The 17,031-nt window shown below is 39.3% G+C and carries 17 protein-coding genes; 5 read left to right on the top strand and 12 right to left on the bottom strand.

What is annotated here, in order from left to right; translation table 11 throughout:
• Positions 1-39 precede the first annotated feature (39 nt).
• The 4 genes from CLV81_RS02305 to CLV81_RS02290 all read left to right on the top strand — a co-directional run bounded on the left by CLV81_RS02305 (position 40) and on the right by CLV81_RS02290 (position 4,050).
• Positions 40-1,128: a diphosphomevalonate decarboxylase gene (locus CLV81_RS02305; RefSeq protein WP_106143447.1), complete on the top strand. Its 1,089-nt coding sequence runs from the start codon at positions 40-42 to the stop codon at positions 1,126-1,128.
• A gap of 118 nt (positions 1,129-1,246) precedes the next feature.
• A complete protein-coding gene (locus tag CLV81_RS02300; protein WP_106143446.1) occupies positions 1,247-2,185 on the top strand; it encodes a mevalonate kinase family protein in 939 nt (312 codons plus the stop codon).
• A 9-nt stretch (positions 2,186-2,194) separates the two neighbouring features.
• Positions 2,195-3,100 (top strand): geranylgeranylglycerol-phosphate geranylgeranyltransferase, encoded by a 906-nt coding sequence (locus CLV81_RS02295; RefSeq protein WP_106143445.1) that lies wholly within the window; start codon positions 2,195-2,197, stop codon positions 3,098-3,100.
• Complete coding sequence (locus tag CLV81_RS02290; protein ID WP_106143444.1) at positions 3,100-4,050, top strand: carbon-nitrogen hydrolase family protein; 951 nt, start codon at positions 3,100-3,102, stop codon at positions 4,048-4,050. The genes CLV81_RS02295 and CLV81_RS02290 overlap by 1 nt, the downstream gene beginning before the upstream one ends.
• An 86-nt stretch (positions 4,051-4,136) precedes the next feature.
• Here CLV81_RS02290 and CLV81_RS02285 read toward each other — a convergent pair whose 3' ends face one another.
• The 3 genes from CLV81_RS02285 to CLV81_RS02275 form a co-directional block, all read right to left on the bottom strand.
• Positions 4,137-4,556 carry a VOC family protein gene (locus tag CLV81_RS02285; RefSeq protein ID WP_106143443.1) on the bottom strand — a complete coding sequence of 140 codons (420 nt, stop codon included), beginning with the start codon at positions 4,554-4,556 and terminating at the stop codon, positions 4,137-4,139.
• Positions 4,557-4,670: 114 nt separating this feature from the next.
• Entirely contained in the window at positions 4,671-5,609 is a 939-nt protein-coding gene (locus tag CLV81_RS02280; protein WP_106143442.1) for a LuxR C-terminal-related transcriptional regulator, read from the bottom strand.
• 23 nt (positions 5,610-5,632) lie between these two features.
• Positions 5,633-8,431, bottom strand: a complete 2,799-nt coding sequence (locus CLV81_RS02275; protein WP_106143441.1) for an alpha/beta hydrolase family protein — start codon at positions 8,429-8,431, stop codon at positions 5,633-5,635.
• A gap of 142 nt (positions 8,432-8,573) precedes the next feature.
• On the opposite strand from CLV81_RS02275, the gene CLV81_RS02270 reads away from it, so the two are divergent.
• On the top strand, positions 8,574-9,419 hold the full coding sequence (locus CLV81_RS02270; protein ID WP_106143440.1) for a pseudouridine synthase: 846 nt from the start codon (positions 8,574-8,576) through the stop codon (positions 9,417-9,419).
• Between the two features lie 15 nt (positions 9,420-9,434).
• Here the strand turns inward: CLV81_RS02270 and CLV81_RS02265 are convergent, their stop codons facing one another.
• The 9 genes from CLV81_RS02265 to CLV81_RS02225 form a co-directional block, all read right to left on the bottom strand.
• Positions 9,435-10,241, bottom strand: a complete 807-nt coding sequence (locus tag CLV81_RS02265) for a hypothetical protein (RefSeq protein WP_106143439.1) — start codon at positions 10,239-10,241, stop codon at positions 9,435-9,437.
• 28 nt (positions 10,242-10,269) lie between these two features.
• The gene (locus CLV81_RS02260; RefSeq protein WP_106143438.1) at positions 10,270-11,436 is read right to left on the bottom strand and encodes a histidine decarboxylase; all 1,167 of its coding nucleotides are present in this window, start codon (positions 11,434-11,436) and stop codon (positions 10,270-10,272) included.
• Positions 11,437-11,560: 124 nt separating this feature from the next.
• On the bottom strand, positions 11,561-13,231 hold the full coding sequence (locus tag CLV81_RS02255; RefSeq protein ID WP_106143437.1) for a SulP family inorganic anion transporter: 1,671 nt from the start codon (positions 13,229-13,231) through the stop codon (positions 11,561-11,563).
• 41 nt (positions 13,232-13,272) lie between these two features.
• Positions 13,273-13,776, bottom strand: a complete 504-nt coding sequence (locus tag CLV81_RS02250) for a GyrI-like domain-containing protein (protein ID WP_211297981.1) — start codon at positions 13,774-13,776, stop codon at positions 13,273-13,275.
• 157 nt (positions 13,777-13,933) lie between these two features.
• Positions 13,934-14,794: an HAEPLYID family protein gene (locus tag CLV81_RS02245; RefSeq protein ID WP_106143436.1), complete on the bottom strand. Its 861-nt coding sequence runs from the start codon at positions 14,792-14,794 to the stop codon at positions 13,934-13,936.
• Between the two features lie 77 nt (positions 14,795-14,871).
• Positions 14,872-15,258 carry a hypothetical protein gene (locus CLV81_RS02240; RefSeq protein WP_106143435.1) on the bottom strand — a complete coding sequence of 129 codons (387 nt, stop codon included), beginning with the start codon at positions 15,256-15,258 and terminating at the stop codon, positions 14,872-14,874.
• 63 nt (positions 15,259-15,321) lie between these two features.
• Positions 15,322-15,843 (bottom strand): hypothetical protein, encoded by a 522-nt coding sequence (locus CLV81_RS02235; protein ID WP_106143434.1) that lies wholly within the window; start codon positions 15,841-15,843, stop codon positions 15,322-15,324.
• Complete coding sequence (locus tag CLV81_RS02230) at positions 15,840-16,298, bottom strand: DUF1801 domain-containing protein (protein WP_106143433.1); 459 nt, start codon at positions 16,296-16,298, stop codon at positions 15,840-15,842. Before CLV81_RS02230 ends, CLV81_RS02235 begins: the two co-directional genes overlap by 4 nt.
• A gap of 1 nt (position 16,299) precedes the next feature.
• Positions 16,300-17,010, bottom strand: a complete 711-nt coding sequence (locus CLV81_RS02225) for a class I SAM-dependent methyltransferase (RefSeq protein ID WP_106144871.1) — start codon at positions 17,008-17,010, stop codon at positions 16,300-16,302.
• Positions 17,011-17,031: the final 21 nt, after the last annotated feature.

The following is a 17,031-nucleotide window of genomic DNA, read 5'->3' as shown; positions in this document are numbered from 1 at the left end:
CTGCCAAAGCATAGCTATATTTGCTCAAATTTTTATTGGATGACGGAAACTGAGTTTATACCAAAAGCATATACCAACTTTCCTGAAAAGGGAAAAGTGGGCTGGAAGGCACCTAGTAATATTGCTTTGGTGAAATATTGGGGTAAAAAAGCCAATCAAATTCCAGCCAATCCCTCCATAAGCTTCACGCTTGATGTTAGTGCGACCATAACACAGGTTTCGTACACTAAAAAGAAAGTTGATTCCAATGGCTTTTCATTCGATTTATTGTTTGAAGGTAAGCCCAAAGAGGATTTTAAACCCAAGATTCAAACTTTTTTGGAGCGGATAGAACCTTACTTGCCCTTTTTGAAAAAGTATCACTTTGTCATAGAAACTTCCAACTCATTTCCTCATAGTAGTGGTATAGCTTCTTCTGCCAGTGGTATGTCTGCATTAGCGTTATGTTTTTTGAGCATTGAAAGCAAAATTCAGGATATGGAACTCGATTTTTTTAAGAAAAAAGCCTCTTTTTTAGCTCGATTGGGTTCGGGAAGTGCTTGCAGAAGCATTGAAGGCGATTTGGTGCAATGGGGCCATCACCAAGGCCTAGAAATGAGTTCGGATTTGTATGGCATAAAATATCCTTTTGTAGTAGACCCAATTTTCAAAAACTATCAGGACACCATATTACTTGTGCATAAGGGACAAAAACAAGTGGGCAGTACAGTGGGCCATAATTTAATGCACGATCATCCCTATGCTGAAAAGCGGTTTGAACAAGCACATTTGAACTTGGATAAATTGAAGCCGATTCTAGAAGAAGGAGACCTTCAGGGTTTTATGCAGCTAGTGGAAAGTGAAGCATTGACCCTACATGCCATGATGATGACCAGCATGCCCTATTTTATTCTTATGATGCCAGATACCCTGGAAATCATTAATAAACTTTGGAGATTTCGCAAAGAGACCAATGTGCCGATATGTTTTACTTTGGATGCCGGAGCCAATGTGCATGTTTTGTATCCAGAATCAGTAAAGGAAAAAGCAATTCAATTTATTAAGGATGAACTGGTTGCGCATTGTGAGAATGGACACTATATTTGCGACCAAATTGGAACCGGAGCTAAGCAATTATTTGAAGAATAGCATAATCTCTGGGCATTGGAAACGTTATTGTTGTTTTAAACTATAACCTAATTGAAGTAAAACCAACTTTTTTGTTTATCTTTATTTTGAAAAAGGTTAAACAAAATCTTTTTAGCATATGAAAGGGCCACTTTTTTACTCTAAGATTTTACTTTTTGGCGAGTATGGAATCATAAAGGATTCCAAAGGACTTTCCATCCCTTACAACTTTTTTAAAGGCGCTTTGAAAACCGATGGGAACCTTTCCGATTCAGCTAAAGCATCCAATGAAAGCCTAAAGCGGTTTGTGGATTATTTGAAGGAAATGGAATCCCATGAGCCTGATTTGGTTTCTTTCGACTTTCCCAAATTGGAGGCCGACGTGGCTGAGGGGATGTACTTCGACAGCTCCATTCCGCAGGGATACGGTATTGGTAGTAGCGGCGCTTTAGTGGCTGCGATTTATGATAAGTATGCCAATAATAAAATCACGGTTCTGGAGAATTTGACCCGTGAAAAACTACTTACCCTGAAATCCATCTTCTCCAAAATGGAATCTTTCTTTCATGGAAAGTCTTCTGGTCTAGACCCATTGAATAGCTATTTGAGCCTACCAATCTTAATAAATTCCAAGGATAATATAGAATCCACCAGTATCCCTTCCCAAAATAAGGAAGGAAAGGGTGCTGTTTTTTTATTGGATAGTGGAATGACAGGTGAGACGGCTCCTATGGTGCAGATTTTTATGGAGAAAATGAAGCAAGAGGGCTTCAGAAATATGCTCAAAGACCAGTTCATTAAACATACGGATGCTTGTGTAGAGGATTTTCTTAGCGGTAATGTAAAATCGCTTTTTGGAAATCTTAAAGAACTTTCAAATGTGGTTTTGGACAACTTCAAACCCATGATTCCCTCTAAATTTCATGACTTGTGGCAAAAAGGGATAGAAAGCAATGAGTATTACCTTAAGCTTTGCGGTTCCGGTGGTGGTGGATATATACTTGGATTCACCCAGGATTTGGACAAGGCTAAAAAAGCGTTGAGCGGCCATAAATTGGAAGTGGTATACAACTTCTAATCCCATCACATGCTTAGTAGAAAAAATAAACTCTTGCTTTTCAAGCTATTGAGTTTGTTTTCGGTTGTTCGTGGTTACAACATTCTAATCATTACCTTAGCCCAATACCTCACTTCCATTTATATACTTTCACCCGATCTTCCGTTAAGAGAAGTCGTTTTTGATTTTAACCTCTTTTTAATCGTTACTGCATCAGCCTTGGTCATAGCCAGTGGATACATTATCAACAATTTTTATGATGCGGAAAAAGATTTAATAAACAAACCTACGAAGAGTATGCTGGATAGATTGGTAAGTCAGCGATTTAAACTGACTACATACTTTATCCTCAATTTTTTGGCGGTTTTCGCAGCAAGTTATATTTCCTTCAGGGCGGTATTCTTCTTTTCGGCTTATATTTTTGGAATTTGGATTTACTCACATAAACTCAAACGCATTCCTTTTTTAGGGAACTTGGTTTCGGCTACTTTGGCCATAGCGCCATTTTTTGTGGTATTTGTGTACTACAGAAACTTTGAAACTGTAATTTTTGTGCACGCGGTATTTCTCTTTCTACTTATCCTGGCCAGGGAGCTGATAAAAGACTTGGAAAATATGGCGGGCGATATGGCTCAGAATTATAAAACCGTTCCCATATTATACGGCACCAAAGTTTCAAAGGGAATTATAGGGTTTTTGATTTTTTTGACCCTAGTTCCCGCACTGCTTCTTATACAAGTTTTTGATGTAGGCTATATGTACCTTTACTTCTGGATATGTATTGGACTCTTGACACTTTTTATCATTTTGTTGGCGAAGGCCAGTGGCAAAAAGCATTATGTTTGGCTCCACAATATTTTAAAGTTCATCATTGTGGGAGGAGTTTTCAGTATTCTCCTTATTGATGTAGACCTCGTATTAAACCGAATTTTATAATGGAAGACAAACTTAAAGTGGCCATAGCGCAGATTTCGCCGGTCTGGTTAAACAAGAAAGCTACTCTTGAGAAAACCATAAGCACGGTCGCAGAAGCTGCGGATAATGGGGCAGAACTAGTAGTATTCGGAGAGGCATTTCTACCAGGATATCCTTTTTGGCTGGCCCATACCGATGGAGCAGCATGGGATTTAAAGGTGAACAAGGAATTGCATGCGCATTATACCCGAAATTCCATTCAGATTGAGGCCGAGGAATTGGATACATTGTGCCAATTGGCCAAGGAAAAAAGCATAGCAATTTACTTAGGAATGATGGAACGCGCCAAGGATAGAGGTGGGCATAGTCTATATTGTTCTTTGGTCTATATTGATTCCAACGGAGAAATTCAATCAGTGCATCGTAAACTGCAACCCACTTATGATGAGCGCCTTACTTGGGCTCCAGGTGATGGAAACGGACTTAAGGTTCATGCATTAAAAAAGTTCACTGTGGGAGGCTTGAATTGCTGGGAAAATTGGATGCCCTTGCCACGTACAGCGCTTTATGCCCAAGGTGAGAATTTGCACGTAGCAGTGTGGCCCGGCGGGCTACACAATACCAAGGATATTACCCGGTTTATTGCTCGTGAATCCCGCGGTTATGTTATTTCAGTTTCCTCTTTGATGCACGTGGATAATTTTCCAAAGGATACACCTCACTTAAATGCTATTCTGGAAAAAGCTCCACAGGTGTTGGCAGATGGGGGCTCTTGTATTGCGGGACCTGATGGAGAATGGGAAGTTGAGCCTGTTGTTGGTACAGAAGGGTTGATTTACCATACTTTGGATATTAATCGAGTGTACCAAGAACATCAAAATTTTGACCCTGTGGGCCATTATTCCAGACCGGATGTAACACAGCTTACCGTAAATCGAGAACGGCAATCCACCGTTAAAATAAAAGATTAGTTATTCTGATTATTCCTTTTGCTAAAAAAGGACATCAAAACATAGTGTTTTGTTGCCCTTTCCATCGTTTTTGATTGTTTCAACTTTTAGTTGCTATACCTGTTTCTCTCTTCATGGAGTTCGCTGAGGTACTGCACAAACTCATATTGGTTTCCATCTGCATCCGCAAAGTAATCCCGTATTCTAAATTGCTCCACTTGTTTAGGATAGTCACGTTTGTACCCATGCTCTAATAGATTTTTCGCTATTTCTTCAACATTAGGGACTACAAAACCAATATGGTTAATACCCACTTTGGCATAATTCTTCTCCGCCTTTGTATGTTTGTTTATGGCTTGATTGATTGCAATATAGGTGTAATCATCACCTAGATGGACCCATTCCCGAAGGTCATTTCCGGCTCCTCGTATCTTAAAATGAGGAAAGGCAACTTGAAAGAATTTTATTGCTTCTTGAATATTATTGACTGTGATGTTGGCATGTTCTAAGTATATCTGCTGCTTCATGGTACGTTGTTTTTGTTCAGAGCAAATTTCCAAATAGAGCAGAATATGAAAAATGAACCTCCGTACAGAAAACGACCTGTACTTTAGTACAGTTAATTCAAGTACAAAATCGGTTTAGACACTAAAGAGACCTCTTTTTAAAGCTATATCTATAGCTTCGGTTCTATTTTTGGCGTTTAGTTTGGATAGAATTGAGGTAATATGAAACTTCACAGTTCTTTCTGTAATGTGCAATCTGTTGCCGATGGCTTCATTGGTAAGACCATCTTTGATTAGCGTGAGTACTTGAAGCTCACGTTTCGTAATTGGATTTTTGGGATAGCTGAATGCATTGGATGGATTCTTGTTATCCTTCAATGTATTGGATTCAAACAAAAGCTGGTTTAAATCTTTTTGAAGATGAATCAATTCCTGCAAAGCGGCTTTTACTTTGAGGCTATCACCCATTCCACTTTGTAATGAAGTAATTATTGATTCTAACTTGGGAAGAATTACTCCTTCGGATACCCGCCCTAGGTCGGATTTTGGGTTGATTTCTTTTCTTCCAAACGATGTTTGTAGGCGAGCTCGCTGGATGCAGGTGCCAACCAATTCCCCAATAGTATTCAAAATGGTAAGCTGTTGTTCATTCAATTTTCTAGACTCCCTGCTCAGCAGATTTATTAATCCAACTTTTTGGCCTTCAATGATAATCGGGATTGTGGCATGAAATCTCAAGTCGTTCGTGCCAGAATTGATATCCTTTAACCGAGAACAAGCGATTTCTGAGATATTTACCGCTTCTTCCATATCATCCGACAAATACTGTTTTATGCAGTAGCACCAGCCCGACAGACGTTCAGGATAGTTGCTAAGAGCAGGTGGTAGATTATGGGAAACGGCTAGATAAACAGACTTGTTGTCTGGTTCGGTAAGCCAAATCCATCCTGTTTCCAAATCCAGTATTTCAGCTGTTTTTTCAAGGGATTTACTGAGCGCTGAATGCAAAGAGTACTCCTTGTTTAAATGACTGGCGATATCATATAAATGAGCGAAGTAATCTTTATTGTTCATCCTAAAAAGAAATGATAGGGTATTTAATCGGAACCTTTATCCAATAATTCATACCCCTGACGGATTCCTTTTTCAATAGGTGGAACCCCTCTGTCCATCCATGAGGGTTTTCCATCTCCTTTCAAATAGTAATCAAAATATTGGGCCATTCGAATACTGAAATCCTTTCGGTTTTGCATTTTTAAAGGCCAATGGGGCTCTCCATTATAATTTAGGAACCAAGATGGTTTTCCCAAACGACGTAAACTCACAAAAAATTCAATGCCTTGATACCATGGCACATGGCCATCGGCATCATTGTGCATGACCAACAAAGGGGTATTAATCTTATCCACATTGAATATGGGTGAGTTTTCTATATACCGCGAAGGGTATTCCCAAGGGGTGCCACCTATTCTACTTTGGGTATGCTCATATTGAAACTGTCTGCTTAGGCCAGTCCACCATCGTATACCACCATAGGCACTTATCATGTTGGGAACTGGTGCCCCTGCTTCGGCTGCTTTAAAAATATCAGTTTTGGTAACCAAATAGGCAATTTGGTAGCCTCCCCAACTATGCCCTTGCACACCTATGTTGTCCTTATCTATAAAACCTTTTTCCACCAAGGAGGTGACTCCAGGAATGACGCAGTTGTATGCACTTTCTCCAGGATAACCCACTCGATATTCCACATCCGGGTTAAAAATGATGTACCCTCTACTGGTATAAAAACTATAGTTTATTGAAGAACGCTCAGCTTTCGGATATCGGTGTCTGTGGATGCCATCAGAACTCTTTTCATAGAAGTTTACCAGAAGCGGATATTTCTTGTTGGGGTCAAAATTCTCAGGTTTTACCAACATACCTTGAAGTTTTTTTCCATCCAAGGAAATCCAGTCCATCAGTTCAATAGTGCCCCAATTGTAGTCTGTTTGCTGCGGATTGGCATTGCTCAGCTTGATTTGTTTCTTGAAACTTAGGTCCGTAATTCGCAAATCTGGAAATTCTTCAAATGACTGACGGGTGAATATCAAAGCATCGTCTAACAAGGCCTTCTTGGGAGAAGAGTAGCGGTAAGGTCCCGAAATTAAAGAAGTAACCTTATTGTTTTTGGGATTAAACTTGGAATAGCCAGCATCTTTAGTTGTTTCGTTAAAAGTGCTAAAAAGCAAGGGTTTACTGAAATCGATAGCCTCTTCTTCTTCATCCAAATCCAAATAACGATATACAGTTTTGGAATCCCTGCCATCAGTCAACTTTACTTTTGCTCCGGTGTCTGGATGTATTTTCCAGATATCATATCGATCATAGACCAAAAAGTGTTCGTCATCTTGAGTCCACCCTGCAAATCCATAAGGAAATGGATAATTGGGGTAATCGTTCTCCTCACTATAGGAAACGAGGTCTTTGGTCAAAGAAGTTTGCTTTCCCGTCATAAGACTATAACTAACCCATGTACTATCCACTCTACTATAAGAGTATCCATAGTTCCCTTTCGGACTTATTTGCAATCGGGGTACTTTCTTGAACTCATGTTCTGTTTTTCCAGAGCTAGTGTTGATTACTTTGTAATCATAATAGCGTCTCGCTGTCCATTGGCTGGATAAATCATATGGTTTGGCGTTTCGAATCAAAGCTAATCCAGCATTTCCCTTATCTCCTAAATCAATATCTTCATAAGTGCTATTGGCTAGTGGGATTGTTTTTTTGTCACCCAAATGATAAACCGTTGAAAAGGATTGAATGGAATCATTTTTTAACTGCAACTCCTGAACGGTATACAACCGAGGTTCATCATAGGTCCAAACTTCTACATTCACAATTTCTTCTTCCAGCAAGGAGGTATCTTTTTCAATAGGGGGTCTGGCTAATCCAAAGTACATTTTAGACTCGTCTTTGGAAAAATGTATTTCTCCATGTTTAGAGACCACATAACCTTCTGGGCTCATAGCGTTGTCCATGACTTTTTCGGCTTTAGAATTTCCTTCTTGCCATACATAAAGCTGGTTGGGTCTTAGCTGTACTTTGGTCGTGTCTGTATCTGCTATGAAACCGAAATTTTTACCGGATTCACTAAATCCAAGTTGGAAATACTTGGCCTTTGGGGCTCCGTGTAAGTTTAGCGTTTCATTGGTTTCTAGATTGCGGACAAAAACACCTGCATCGCTATCCTTTGTCTCCCCTGTGGTAGCATAGGCCAACCATTTTCCTTTTTTGGCGAAGACGTAGTCCGTAACAAACTTTAAGGTGTCCCGGGTTTTGGTTTCTAGATTCAGAACTACCAGATGGTATCCAGTTTTCTTTCCAACTTTTTTGGGTTTATCCTTTTTCTTTTTTGATTCGCTTACCGAATCCTTTTCTTCCTTCTCTTTCTCTTTTTTGATTTCCTCCAATTGGTAGGCTAGATAGCCGGACCATTTCTCAGGAATCTTAAAAGACTTGATATGTCCAATCTTTTGTAGGCTTTTGGTTTTTAGATTGAAAATTCCCAAAGAGTCTTTAGGGAGCTTATCCTTTTTAACCCTTCTTCTTTGCATGTCCATAACACTGTCTTTCCATGCATTGATTGTAAAAACAACGTAGTTTGAATCGTAAGTGAAATGCCCTTCTTTTCCACGGTCGTATTCCAATACGTACTTTCCTTTAGCATCTTGAACTTTGAAGAAATGGTCTTTTTCTCCTTTCCAGAGACTATAAAGGATATGGGAGCCATTTGGAGCTATAGCTTCGTCTTGGACAGTGCTCCAAATATCATAATCGATGTGATCCAACACCTTTTTTTGAGCGAAAGAAATGGCCGGAACGACCAGCAACAGGAATACAAGAATTCTTTTGAACATGGTTGTTTTGATTTGCCTTGTAAATATAGTCGATACCTTTCATTTACCTCGGGTGAAAGTGGACCCAGTTCCCTTGCTTTCAACAACATATTTACTAGGGTTATTTAAAGGGATTATCTACATTTGCCAAAAATTATGACTGATGGCGAAATCAGACTTCAACAAAGGAGGCAAGAGACCTTCCCGTACTTCTCAAAAAGGGTTTCAACGAAAGCCATTTTCAAAAAAATCCAACCCTTCAGGCAGGCAACAAAAAAACAATCGTTCTTCCAATCCAGATGAAATTAGATTGAACCGATATATTGCCAATGCCGGGATTTGTTCCCGTAGGGAAGCGGACACCTATATCGCAGCAGGGAATGTAACCGTAAACGGAAAAGTAATTACGGAAATGGGTTACAAAGTAAAACGCTCGGACGATGTGCGGTTTGATGGCAGAAAATTGAATCCAGAGAAAAAGGAATACGTTCTTTTAAACAAACCCAAAAACTTTATCACAACCACCAATGATGAAAAGGGTAGGCGTACGGTAATGGAACTGGTGTCCAGTGCCTCCAAATCGCGTTTATTGCCCGTGGGTCGTTTGGATAGAAACACCACAGGCCTTTTGTTGTTTACCAACGATGGTGATTTGACAACTAAACTCACACATCCACGACATGGCGTTCGAAAAATGTATCAGGTTACCTTGGACAACAATTTGAGCATGTCCGACCTACATAAAATCCAAGAAGGATTGGAATTGGAAGATGGACCTGTTCAGGTGGATGATGTAAGCTATGTTCAAGGTGCTCCCAAAAAAGAGATAGGGGTAATTATCCATAGCGGACGTAACCGCATAGTCCGTCGGATTTTTGAACACTTGGGCTACAACGTCATCAAGTTGGACCGGGTGGTCTTTGCCGGTTTGACCAAAAAAGACTTGCCCCGTGGACATTGGCGACATCTTACCGAGCAGGAGATAATCAATTTGAAGATGATTAAATAATCTTGTGGTAGATTATTATTTGACAGGATATCCTAGAATGTAGTATCCTGCATTTTTACCATTTCTTTTTTTAGCATCACTTATCTCCCATACATATTTTTCGTTTTTTCGTTCTCCTAATAACTCCTCAACGTCCTTGAATGTATAGGTTCTCATTAATGAGGCTTGTCCATCCCATGCATAGATTATGGGAATCAATGGAATCAGATAGGTAAAAAGGAGTTGCTTCGCTCTTAGGGGTCTTACAAAAAGAGTCATGCACAAGGACATGATCACCAGGATTATAAGTGAAATGGGAAGAAGAATCCACCAAATTAGTATGGGAACGTTGTTTTTGGCAATTTCGTAAATCAACAGGGGCTCACCGCTATGTTCGGCCTTATCCAAAATCTGTTTGGCAATGGATGGTCTCATGTGATGAAAACTAGCAATCATGGTTTTAAGCCCTTCAGGAGCGGTATCCATTTTCTGCGCATCCAATGATTCAGGATGATAGGAAACATTAGAAAGGTTTAAAGCATTAATGTCCGCAATGGTTTTGGTATTTGGATATAGGTCAGTTAATAACAAGTTAACTTGGGAGTCTTGTCTTTCCTCATTGATTTTCCATATGGTTTCAATCATAGGTCCTCCAGAACCAGAGCCCAAATCCACAATTTGATTAAAATCAACTTTTTCCCTTACACTTAGAATTAGGTTGGACAATACCTCAGAAGTACCTACTAAACGGTGAAGAACCTTGATGAGGTTTGTAGCTCCAGAACGTAGGTCAAGTGGTAACCAATCAAAATCCTCGAATTCAAAAAGCTGTAATCGTTTCATCTTGACCTATTTATTGTACTCAATGCTGCTACACTATATTTTTCATCAAGTCTTTACAAAAACTATCAATCCGGGATTTGGTAATATGCTGCATGACCACCACATGGGCCATATCTCCTTGTGTGGCCAATTGATATTTCCGAACCAGGGCAGGGATAGGATTTTTGAAAGTAACTATGATTTGATTGGGAAAATGGAAAACATCTGGATAGTTCATATCCTTTAGTTTCTGTGTAAGGTATTTGGCATTTTCAATGCACTGCATACCTTCATCCCTAAAACCTTGAATTCCTTTTTTCTGAAAAATATACCAAAGATTCAGGGCCAAAAAACCATTGCGCGAACCGCTTATGGTTGTATCCTTCGTTCCTACATAAGGCACCCAGTTTTCACCAAAAGCTATGTCGTGTACTTTTTTCTGGCTTAAAACAATGCCACAGGGGTGTATGGCCCCAGGAAACTTATGACCCGAAATCGCAATGCTGTTCACCCCATTTTCAAATAAAGACTCTGCATTTTCCAGAAAAGGATAAATAAATCCCATTAAAGCGGCATCCGCATGAATAAAAACCCTATCTCTGGGAATGCCTAAATCATTAATGACCGTATTAATTTGAGTTAAAGAATCCATGGCCCCTGTCATGGTTGTTCCCAAATTCAGGTTGACTATAATACCATCTTGATTTTCTATGGTTTTCAGCTTTTTTGCTAAGTCGTCATAATCCATTTCGCCACTTGTCTGTGCTGAAACTTGGAGAGCTTTTATACCCAGCAGATGTGCGTTCTTGGGGATAGAATAATGACTTGATGATGAAAATAAAAAAACGGGGCGCTTTCCTTGGTTGGCAAGGTAATCACGACCTGTGTACATGCCGTATAAATTGCCCTCTGTTCCGCCGCTGGTGATGTAGCCCCAGTAATTATCTTCAATTCCATAGAGATGGGCAACAAAATCCAACGCTTCTTGCTCAAATTCCTTAGTATGCATTTTGGCATTTCCGTGTACCCATGGATCACCCGCATTGTTCAGATGTAATTTGGCCAGACTACTAATCCCCAGAATGGAAAGATCATTATTTTCGGGAACTTCTGGATAACCGAAATAGGTAGTAGAATTCTTGATTTGCTCTGCTAAGAAATAGGACAGCCGAATCTCTGCTTCAGCCAACCGTTCCAGGTCCTCTGAATTGTTCATGTATTATTGGTTTTGTAACGGCAAGGTAATGGATTGTTGTAAATGCAACAAACCTTTATAGAATTGATATTAGACTTTGAAAAAGAAAATGAAACGTTCAGTCGAGGATTATGCCATTCTTGTCTTATGAAACAGTATTTTCTTCTTTTAGCTTTTCCCGTAGGTAGCTAAAACTGTTCCCAATATTCTGGAATATGTCTTCTTCAGGGACAAGATCTGGAATAATGTCAACAGCTTTAAGCATATCCAAAGGTTGTTCTTTAAGGCCTACAAGAATGACTTCGATGTTCTGTTTACGTAAATCAAAGATAATTCCTTCCAAAGTGTACAAACCGGACTGATCTATATAAGGAACCCTGTCCATTCTCAAAATAATTGCAGTAATGTCTTTTGGAAGGTTGCTTATTTGGTCTTTAAAGTACGAAGTAAAGCCAAAAAACAATGGACCATACAGGTGTTTGATAATGACTTTATCTTTGTATTCTTCGTAAAACTCCTGCTCATCTTGCCAAGGTTTAGAACCGTCCATATCTGAAATGCTACCTACTTCCATCCCATTTTCACTAATATCACCTGATTTTTTCATAAATAACAGACAGGCAAGAGTTACACCGATACCTACTGCATAAATCAAGCTGCCAAATGTTGTGATTAGCAAAACAATTACAAGGACGATGGCATCGGCCCTCGGTACTTTTGTCAAGTGTTTTAAACCTTTGAAGTCAACGATTTTAAAACCAATGGGAATTAGTAAACCGGCTAGCACACATAATGGGATATGAGCTGCAAGTTGACCAAGACCTAGAAGGACCGCAAGAAGGAAAACACCATGAAGAATTCCAGATAGCCTTGTTCTACCACCTGCATTGATGTTTACCACGGTTCCTTTGGTAGCACCAGCTCCTGGGATTCCTCCAATGGCCGCGGCTAACATGTTTCCAATACCCTGACCAATAAGTTCCCTATTACTGTTGTGTTTGGTCTTCGTAATGTTGTCTGCAATAACGGAAGTCAATAGGGAGTCAATACTGCCCAGTACAGCAAGTACCAATCCATACTCCAAAATTGTGGAGTACGCTCCAGAATCAATGGTTAGAATTCCTCCAAGTTGAAAAGAGGGGAGTCCTGAGGGTATTTCTCCAATTACAGGAACATCCATTTTGGTAAAATACGCAATTAGGGTAGCTACAATCATGGCAACCAATGCACTGGGAATGGCCTTTGTGAGTTTTGGAAAGAGAAAATAGATGGCAATCGTCACTCCCCCTAAGAGTAATGCGTAGATGTTCGCCTCAGCAAAAAGGCTAGGAAAATTTTGTATGACCGTTACTGTAGATTTAGCTGAATCAAGCCCGGCAAAAGGAAAAAGCTGTAAAATGACGATAATCAACCCTACACCACTCATAAAACCCGAAACCACAGGATAGGGAAAGTATTTTACGTAGCTCGCAATATTCATGAATCCAAAAATCACTTGAAAAAGCCCTCCTGCCAAAAAAGTGGCCAAGATGATAGGAAGCGCACTCTCCAGACTGCCGTTCATTTCTATGGCAGTTGCAACCAAAGCGGCAGAGACCACAGTCATTGGACCGGTTGGACCACTGGCTTGAGTTTCCGTTCCTCCGAACAAAGCAGCAAAGATTCCTACGGCAATGGCTCCATAAAGACCCGCTGTAGCTCCCATTCCAGATTGAACCCCAAACGCTAGGGCTAAGGGTAAAGCAACAACACCGGCAACTAGACCTCCAGTAAAATCACCTCTTAGATTCTTAATGTTGTAAATTTTGGAAAGCATGGTTTTTTCGTAAAAGTAAACAATGGTTTGTAACTACATGATTAAGTTTCGGATACCGGCTTTATCGGAATCCAGATTTCTTCTTCAGATTCGGGGTCGTTGTTCTTATAATTGGGACCCAGTACTTCAAAATGAGGTCTATTATCTAGAACATATTTTGAACTAGGTAACCATTCGGTAAAAATGTACTGGAATATAGAGTTATCCGAACTTAACCCTTTATAATCAAAAACGGCATAAAGCCCTTCTTGCAAAACGAAGGTCTCCATCCCTTGTGGAACATTTGCAAAATCTTCAACTTCTACAGCAGCCCACTTTTCGAACTCAGCCATGGGATTGAAGGAGTCGAAGTAGGATAACGGATAAACCTGCATTGAAATCTTATCGCGAGATATACGATTATTTATTTCGTGGATTTTTGGACCAAACTGTCCCCAAAGCTGGCCTGTTTTATTGTGGGAAATACTCATGGACATTGTATTTCCTACTAGCTTCTTTTCTGGTAATATTTCAATTCTGGGTTTCACGGGAATATGAATTATCATCAACAATGTTTCTCTGGGCCTAAAGTTAATAACCTCGTATAAACGAAATGCGGGATTCCAATGTGATTCTTGTCCGACACCAAAGCTTTAATAGGTGCAAAGTACTCTATTTGAACTTTTTTCCCGCATTACGTCTATACCCTGTGGGAGTTCCTGTTTATTCTTTTTTATGCCCGGGTTCCCATATCAACCGAACAAAGGAGCTTAACCTTTGATTTTCCCTACTTACCGGAATTCCTGCAATAATTCCGATTAACAAATTATCTGCAATTCCCAGTCTCATCTGAGGTCGAACTGTCATGTCAAAGTCTTTTTTTAAGATGGTCTTGTTAAACTCAACACCCAGAAAGTTTCTTGTGCCCGAAATCATGTAATGAAAACTGCTATTGATGTCATACGTAGTGTGAAACCTATTAGAATCGAAGTTTTGCTCTATCAGAGGACCTGTATATATCAATGAATGAAAGTTATTCCCCCAGCGCTTGGCCACTACTAAGAAGGGATTGTAAATATTTCCTTTAATGAAGGGCCTTCCTAAATTTCTGAATTCTGAGAGTTCAAACTCGTTTATGTATCCTAGCGCCATTGAAGTAGCCATTGGTTCGCTTACAAAGAATGACCATTGAGCAGCAATTTTTATACTATTCAATTGGTTGGATGGGACCGAATCTCTTACCGTCCCGTTTACTGGGGAATAAAAGGTAAAAGGCAATTCGACTTCCAATCCCAATCTGTTTATAGGAGCCCATTCATACTCTATTAAAGCTTCGTAAGAATCGAATTTCAAATTATCGGTAAGCCCTAATCCTATGTTCCATTCTTTTTCGCCTTTTCTTGCTCCCAAGTCGCGTATCAAATCAATGTAAAGGGGTTCGGCATGTAAAACCTTATCAGGTTCTTTATGGTCTTCAACTTGTTGAATATAGAGAAGATCTTTCTCGTTATCAGTTTTTTGGGATACTCCATAGGTTGGGTATGCCAATACAATGATTAGCATAGTTTTTATTTTGATATTCATTTTTGATTTGTTTTAAGCATTAAGAATTATCCCTACGTCCTTTTGGTCATAGGGATTTTAGAATCATAAAAAACAAATCAAGCTTTGGGCGGAGGAGAATCTATTTCTTTGAAGCCTTTGGTTAATCTGGCTTCATAATGAAGGCAAAGCATTTCTTTTTCAGTGAGGTATCGATGTGTGATTTCCTTGTTTTTGGTTGTATGAACCAATAGTTCAATCTTTATATTCTTTTTTTTGTTGTGGTCTTCTGTATCATGGTCATCATACTCCTCAAAAGCATTTTCAAAACCTAAAACCTGTTCTACCAAAATTTCAATAATGCTTTCTTGGTCATTGAAAGACAGGTCTTCTGGGATATAATCTGGGAAGGGGTCTGAACTATCAACACTCATATTGAGAAGGTAAAGCCCAATAAATCCCCAGAGGATTCTAGTAAAAAAGCTATTTCGTATTCTACCAAGCATTATTCGAAAATCTTATACTGATTGAAACTCTGAAAACTTAGTAATTCTTGGCTCCAGGGTAAACTAGTTTTCTTTTACTTTTAAATGACCATCAAGTTCCGTATGAAGCTCATTCAATACCTTGGGGATATTTTCTAAATAGGCCCTATACTTTCGCAGTGGTTTTCCTTTTTTGAAATATAGCGACCCATTGTTGAGGTCAAAATCCTCCCAACCCATATCATACTTGCTGTTTAGCTTTAACTGAATTTGAGTGGGCTCAAATGTGTATTTTCCGGATTCAAAGCGGATGTTTACCCTATAGGTTGCATTGTAATACTGTTTCTCTAGGTTTGCCGCATTGTTTTTTAGGGAAGAAATATGAATGGAAATATCTTCGGCAGTACAATCTATCGTGAGGTTATGGGTCTCTGAATTTTCCTCAATCCAGTCAATGGTTTTTTTATACAATTGCGAGGTTGTGTAGGCACCTATCTCGGACGTTATGGCTTTTGGGTATATTCCGTCCGCTGTAATGGTAAATTCAGTTTGACCATGACCCAGGGTCACAAAAAGCATGCTAAGGCCAAGAATCAGTTTCTTCATGATTTTGGTCGTATTTTCTTTTCAGAGATAGACATCACAATACTTTTTGGATTGTTGTTTCTATCCAGTAACGAACTGTTCATGTGTTCAGAAATTCCAACGGCTTCCCAAATCATGGGCTTTATTTCTTCAGAAGGGAAGGAGTGAAAGTCCTTTACCGAAATATGGCGTATTAACTTACCTGTACCACTTAGCTTTACGTTTGTCTTTGTTAGTTCTGCTCCACGGTTAAATCCAAAATTCACATGTTTTTTATACACTGCAATATGACAAAATGCATCTTTTAGTTTTTCCGATTTAGAGTATGCGATGGCAACAGCGTTGTAATTGTCCCAAATTAATTCGTTGGTCTCTGGCACTATGTCCAATATGAAGCTGCGTAAATCCAAAGTCAATCTTTGGATGCTATCATCATAAGGTTCCAAAAATTTTTTGAGTTGTGGATTGGGGTCCATTTTATTTTGCCGTAATAATATATTGATAAGGTAGTAAATCCACATTTACATCAAAGGAAGAATACCCTGCTTTTTTAAGTTCGTCAACCACCACGTCCATAGATAGTTTATGATCTGAAGGTGGCCCTACAGGAGTATCTGTTTTGAAGAAATCAATAATGACCAATTTTCCATTGGTTTTCGTTCCCTTCCTTACCTGCGCAAAGTATTCTGGCCTATTTTCAATATGATGGTACGTATTGACTACCAATACCAAATCTACCTCGTCTTCCTCTAAATTAGGCGAATCATATGGGATTTTGCGGGTTTCAATGTTTTCTAGCGCGTTTCCTTCAATTCGGTTTTGGATGAATTCAAGAAAACGATCATCTACATCTGCTGCAATCACCTTAGCTCCCTTTTTCGCGAGTTTTACAGAAAAATAACCTGAACCGGCTCCAATATCCATGATGGTCTGTCCCTGGATATCCCCTAAATGGTTTAATACCTTATAGGGGTGTTGATAAGCATCCCTTTCAGGAGACTCGAATCGCGCTATAAGGTCATCGAAGGAAGATTTATGCATGAACTCATTGGCTGAAGCATGTCCCGAATGCTTTTCATGCTTATGCTCTTCACTATGCGTTTTTGCATCTTTTTTAAGCGTGTCTTGACGATCATTTTTACATCCTAAGCCTAGACATAAAACCAGGATAATAATTATATTTTTCATTTTGGGATTTGTTTTGAATTT

The sequence above is a fragment of the Flagellimonas meridianipacifica genome (genome assembly GCF_003001695.1).
Classification (GTDB): Bacteria; Bacteroidota; Bacteroidia; order Flavobacteriales; family Flavobacteriaceae; genus Flagellimonas; species Flagellimonas meridianipacifica.
The sequence above is the reverse complement of the archived record's forward strand: the minus strand, read 5'-3'. Positions and strand labels throughout refer to the sequence as shown.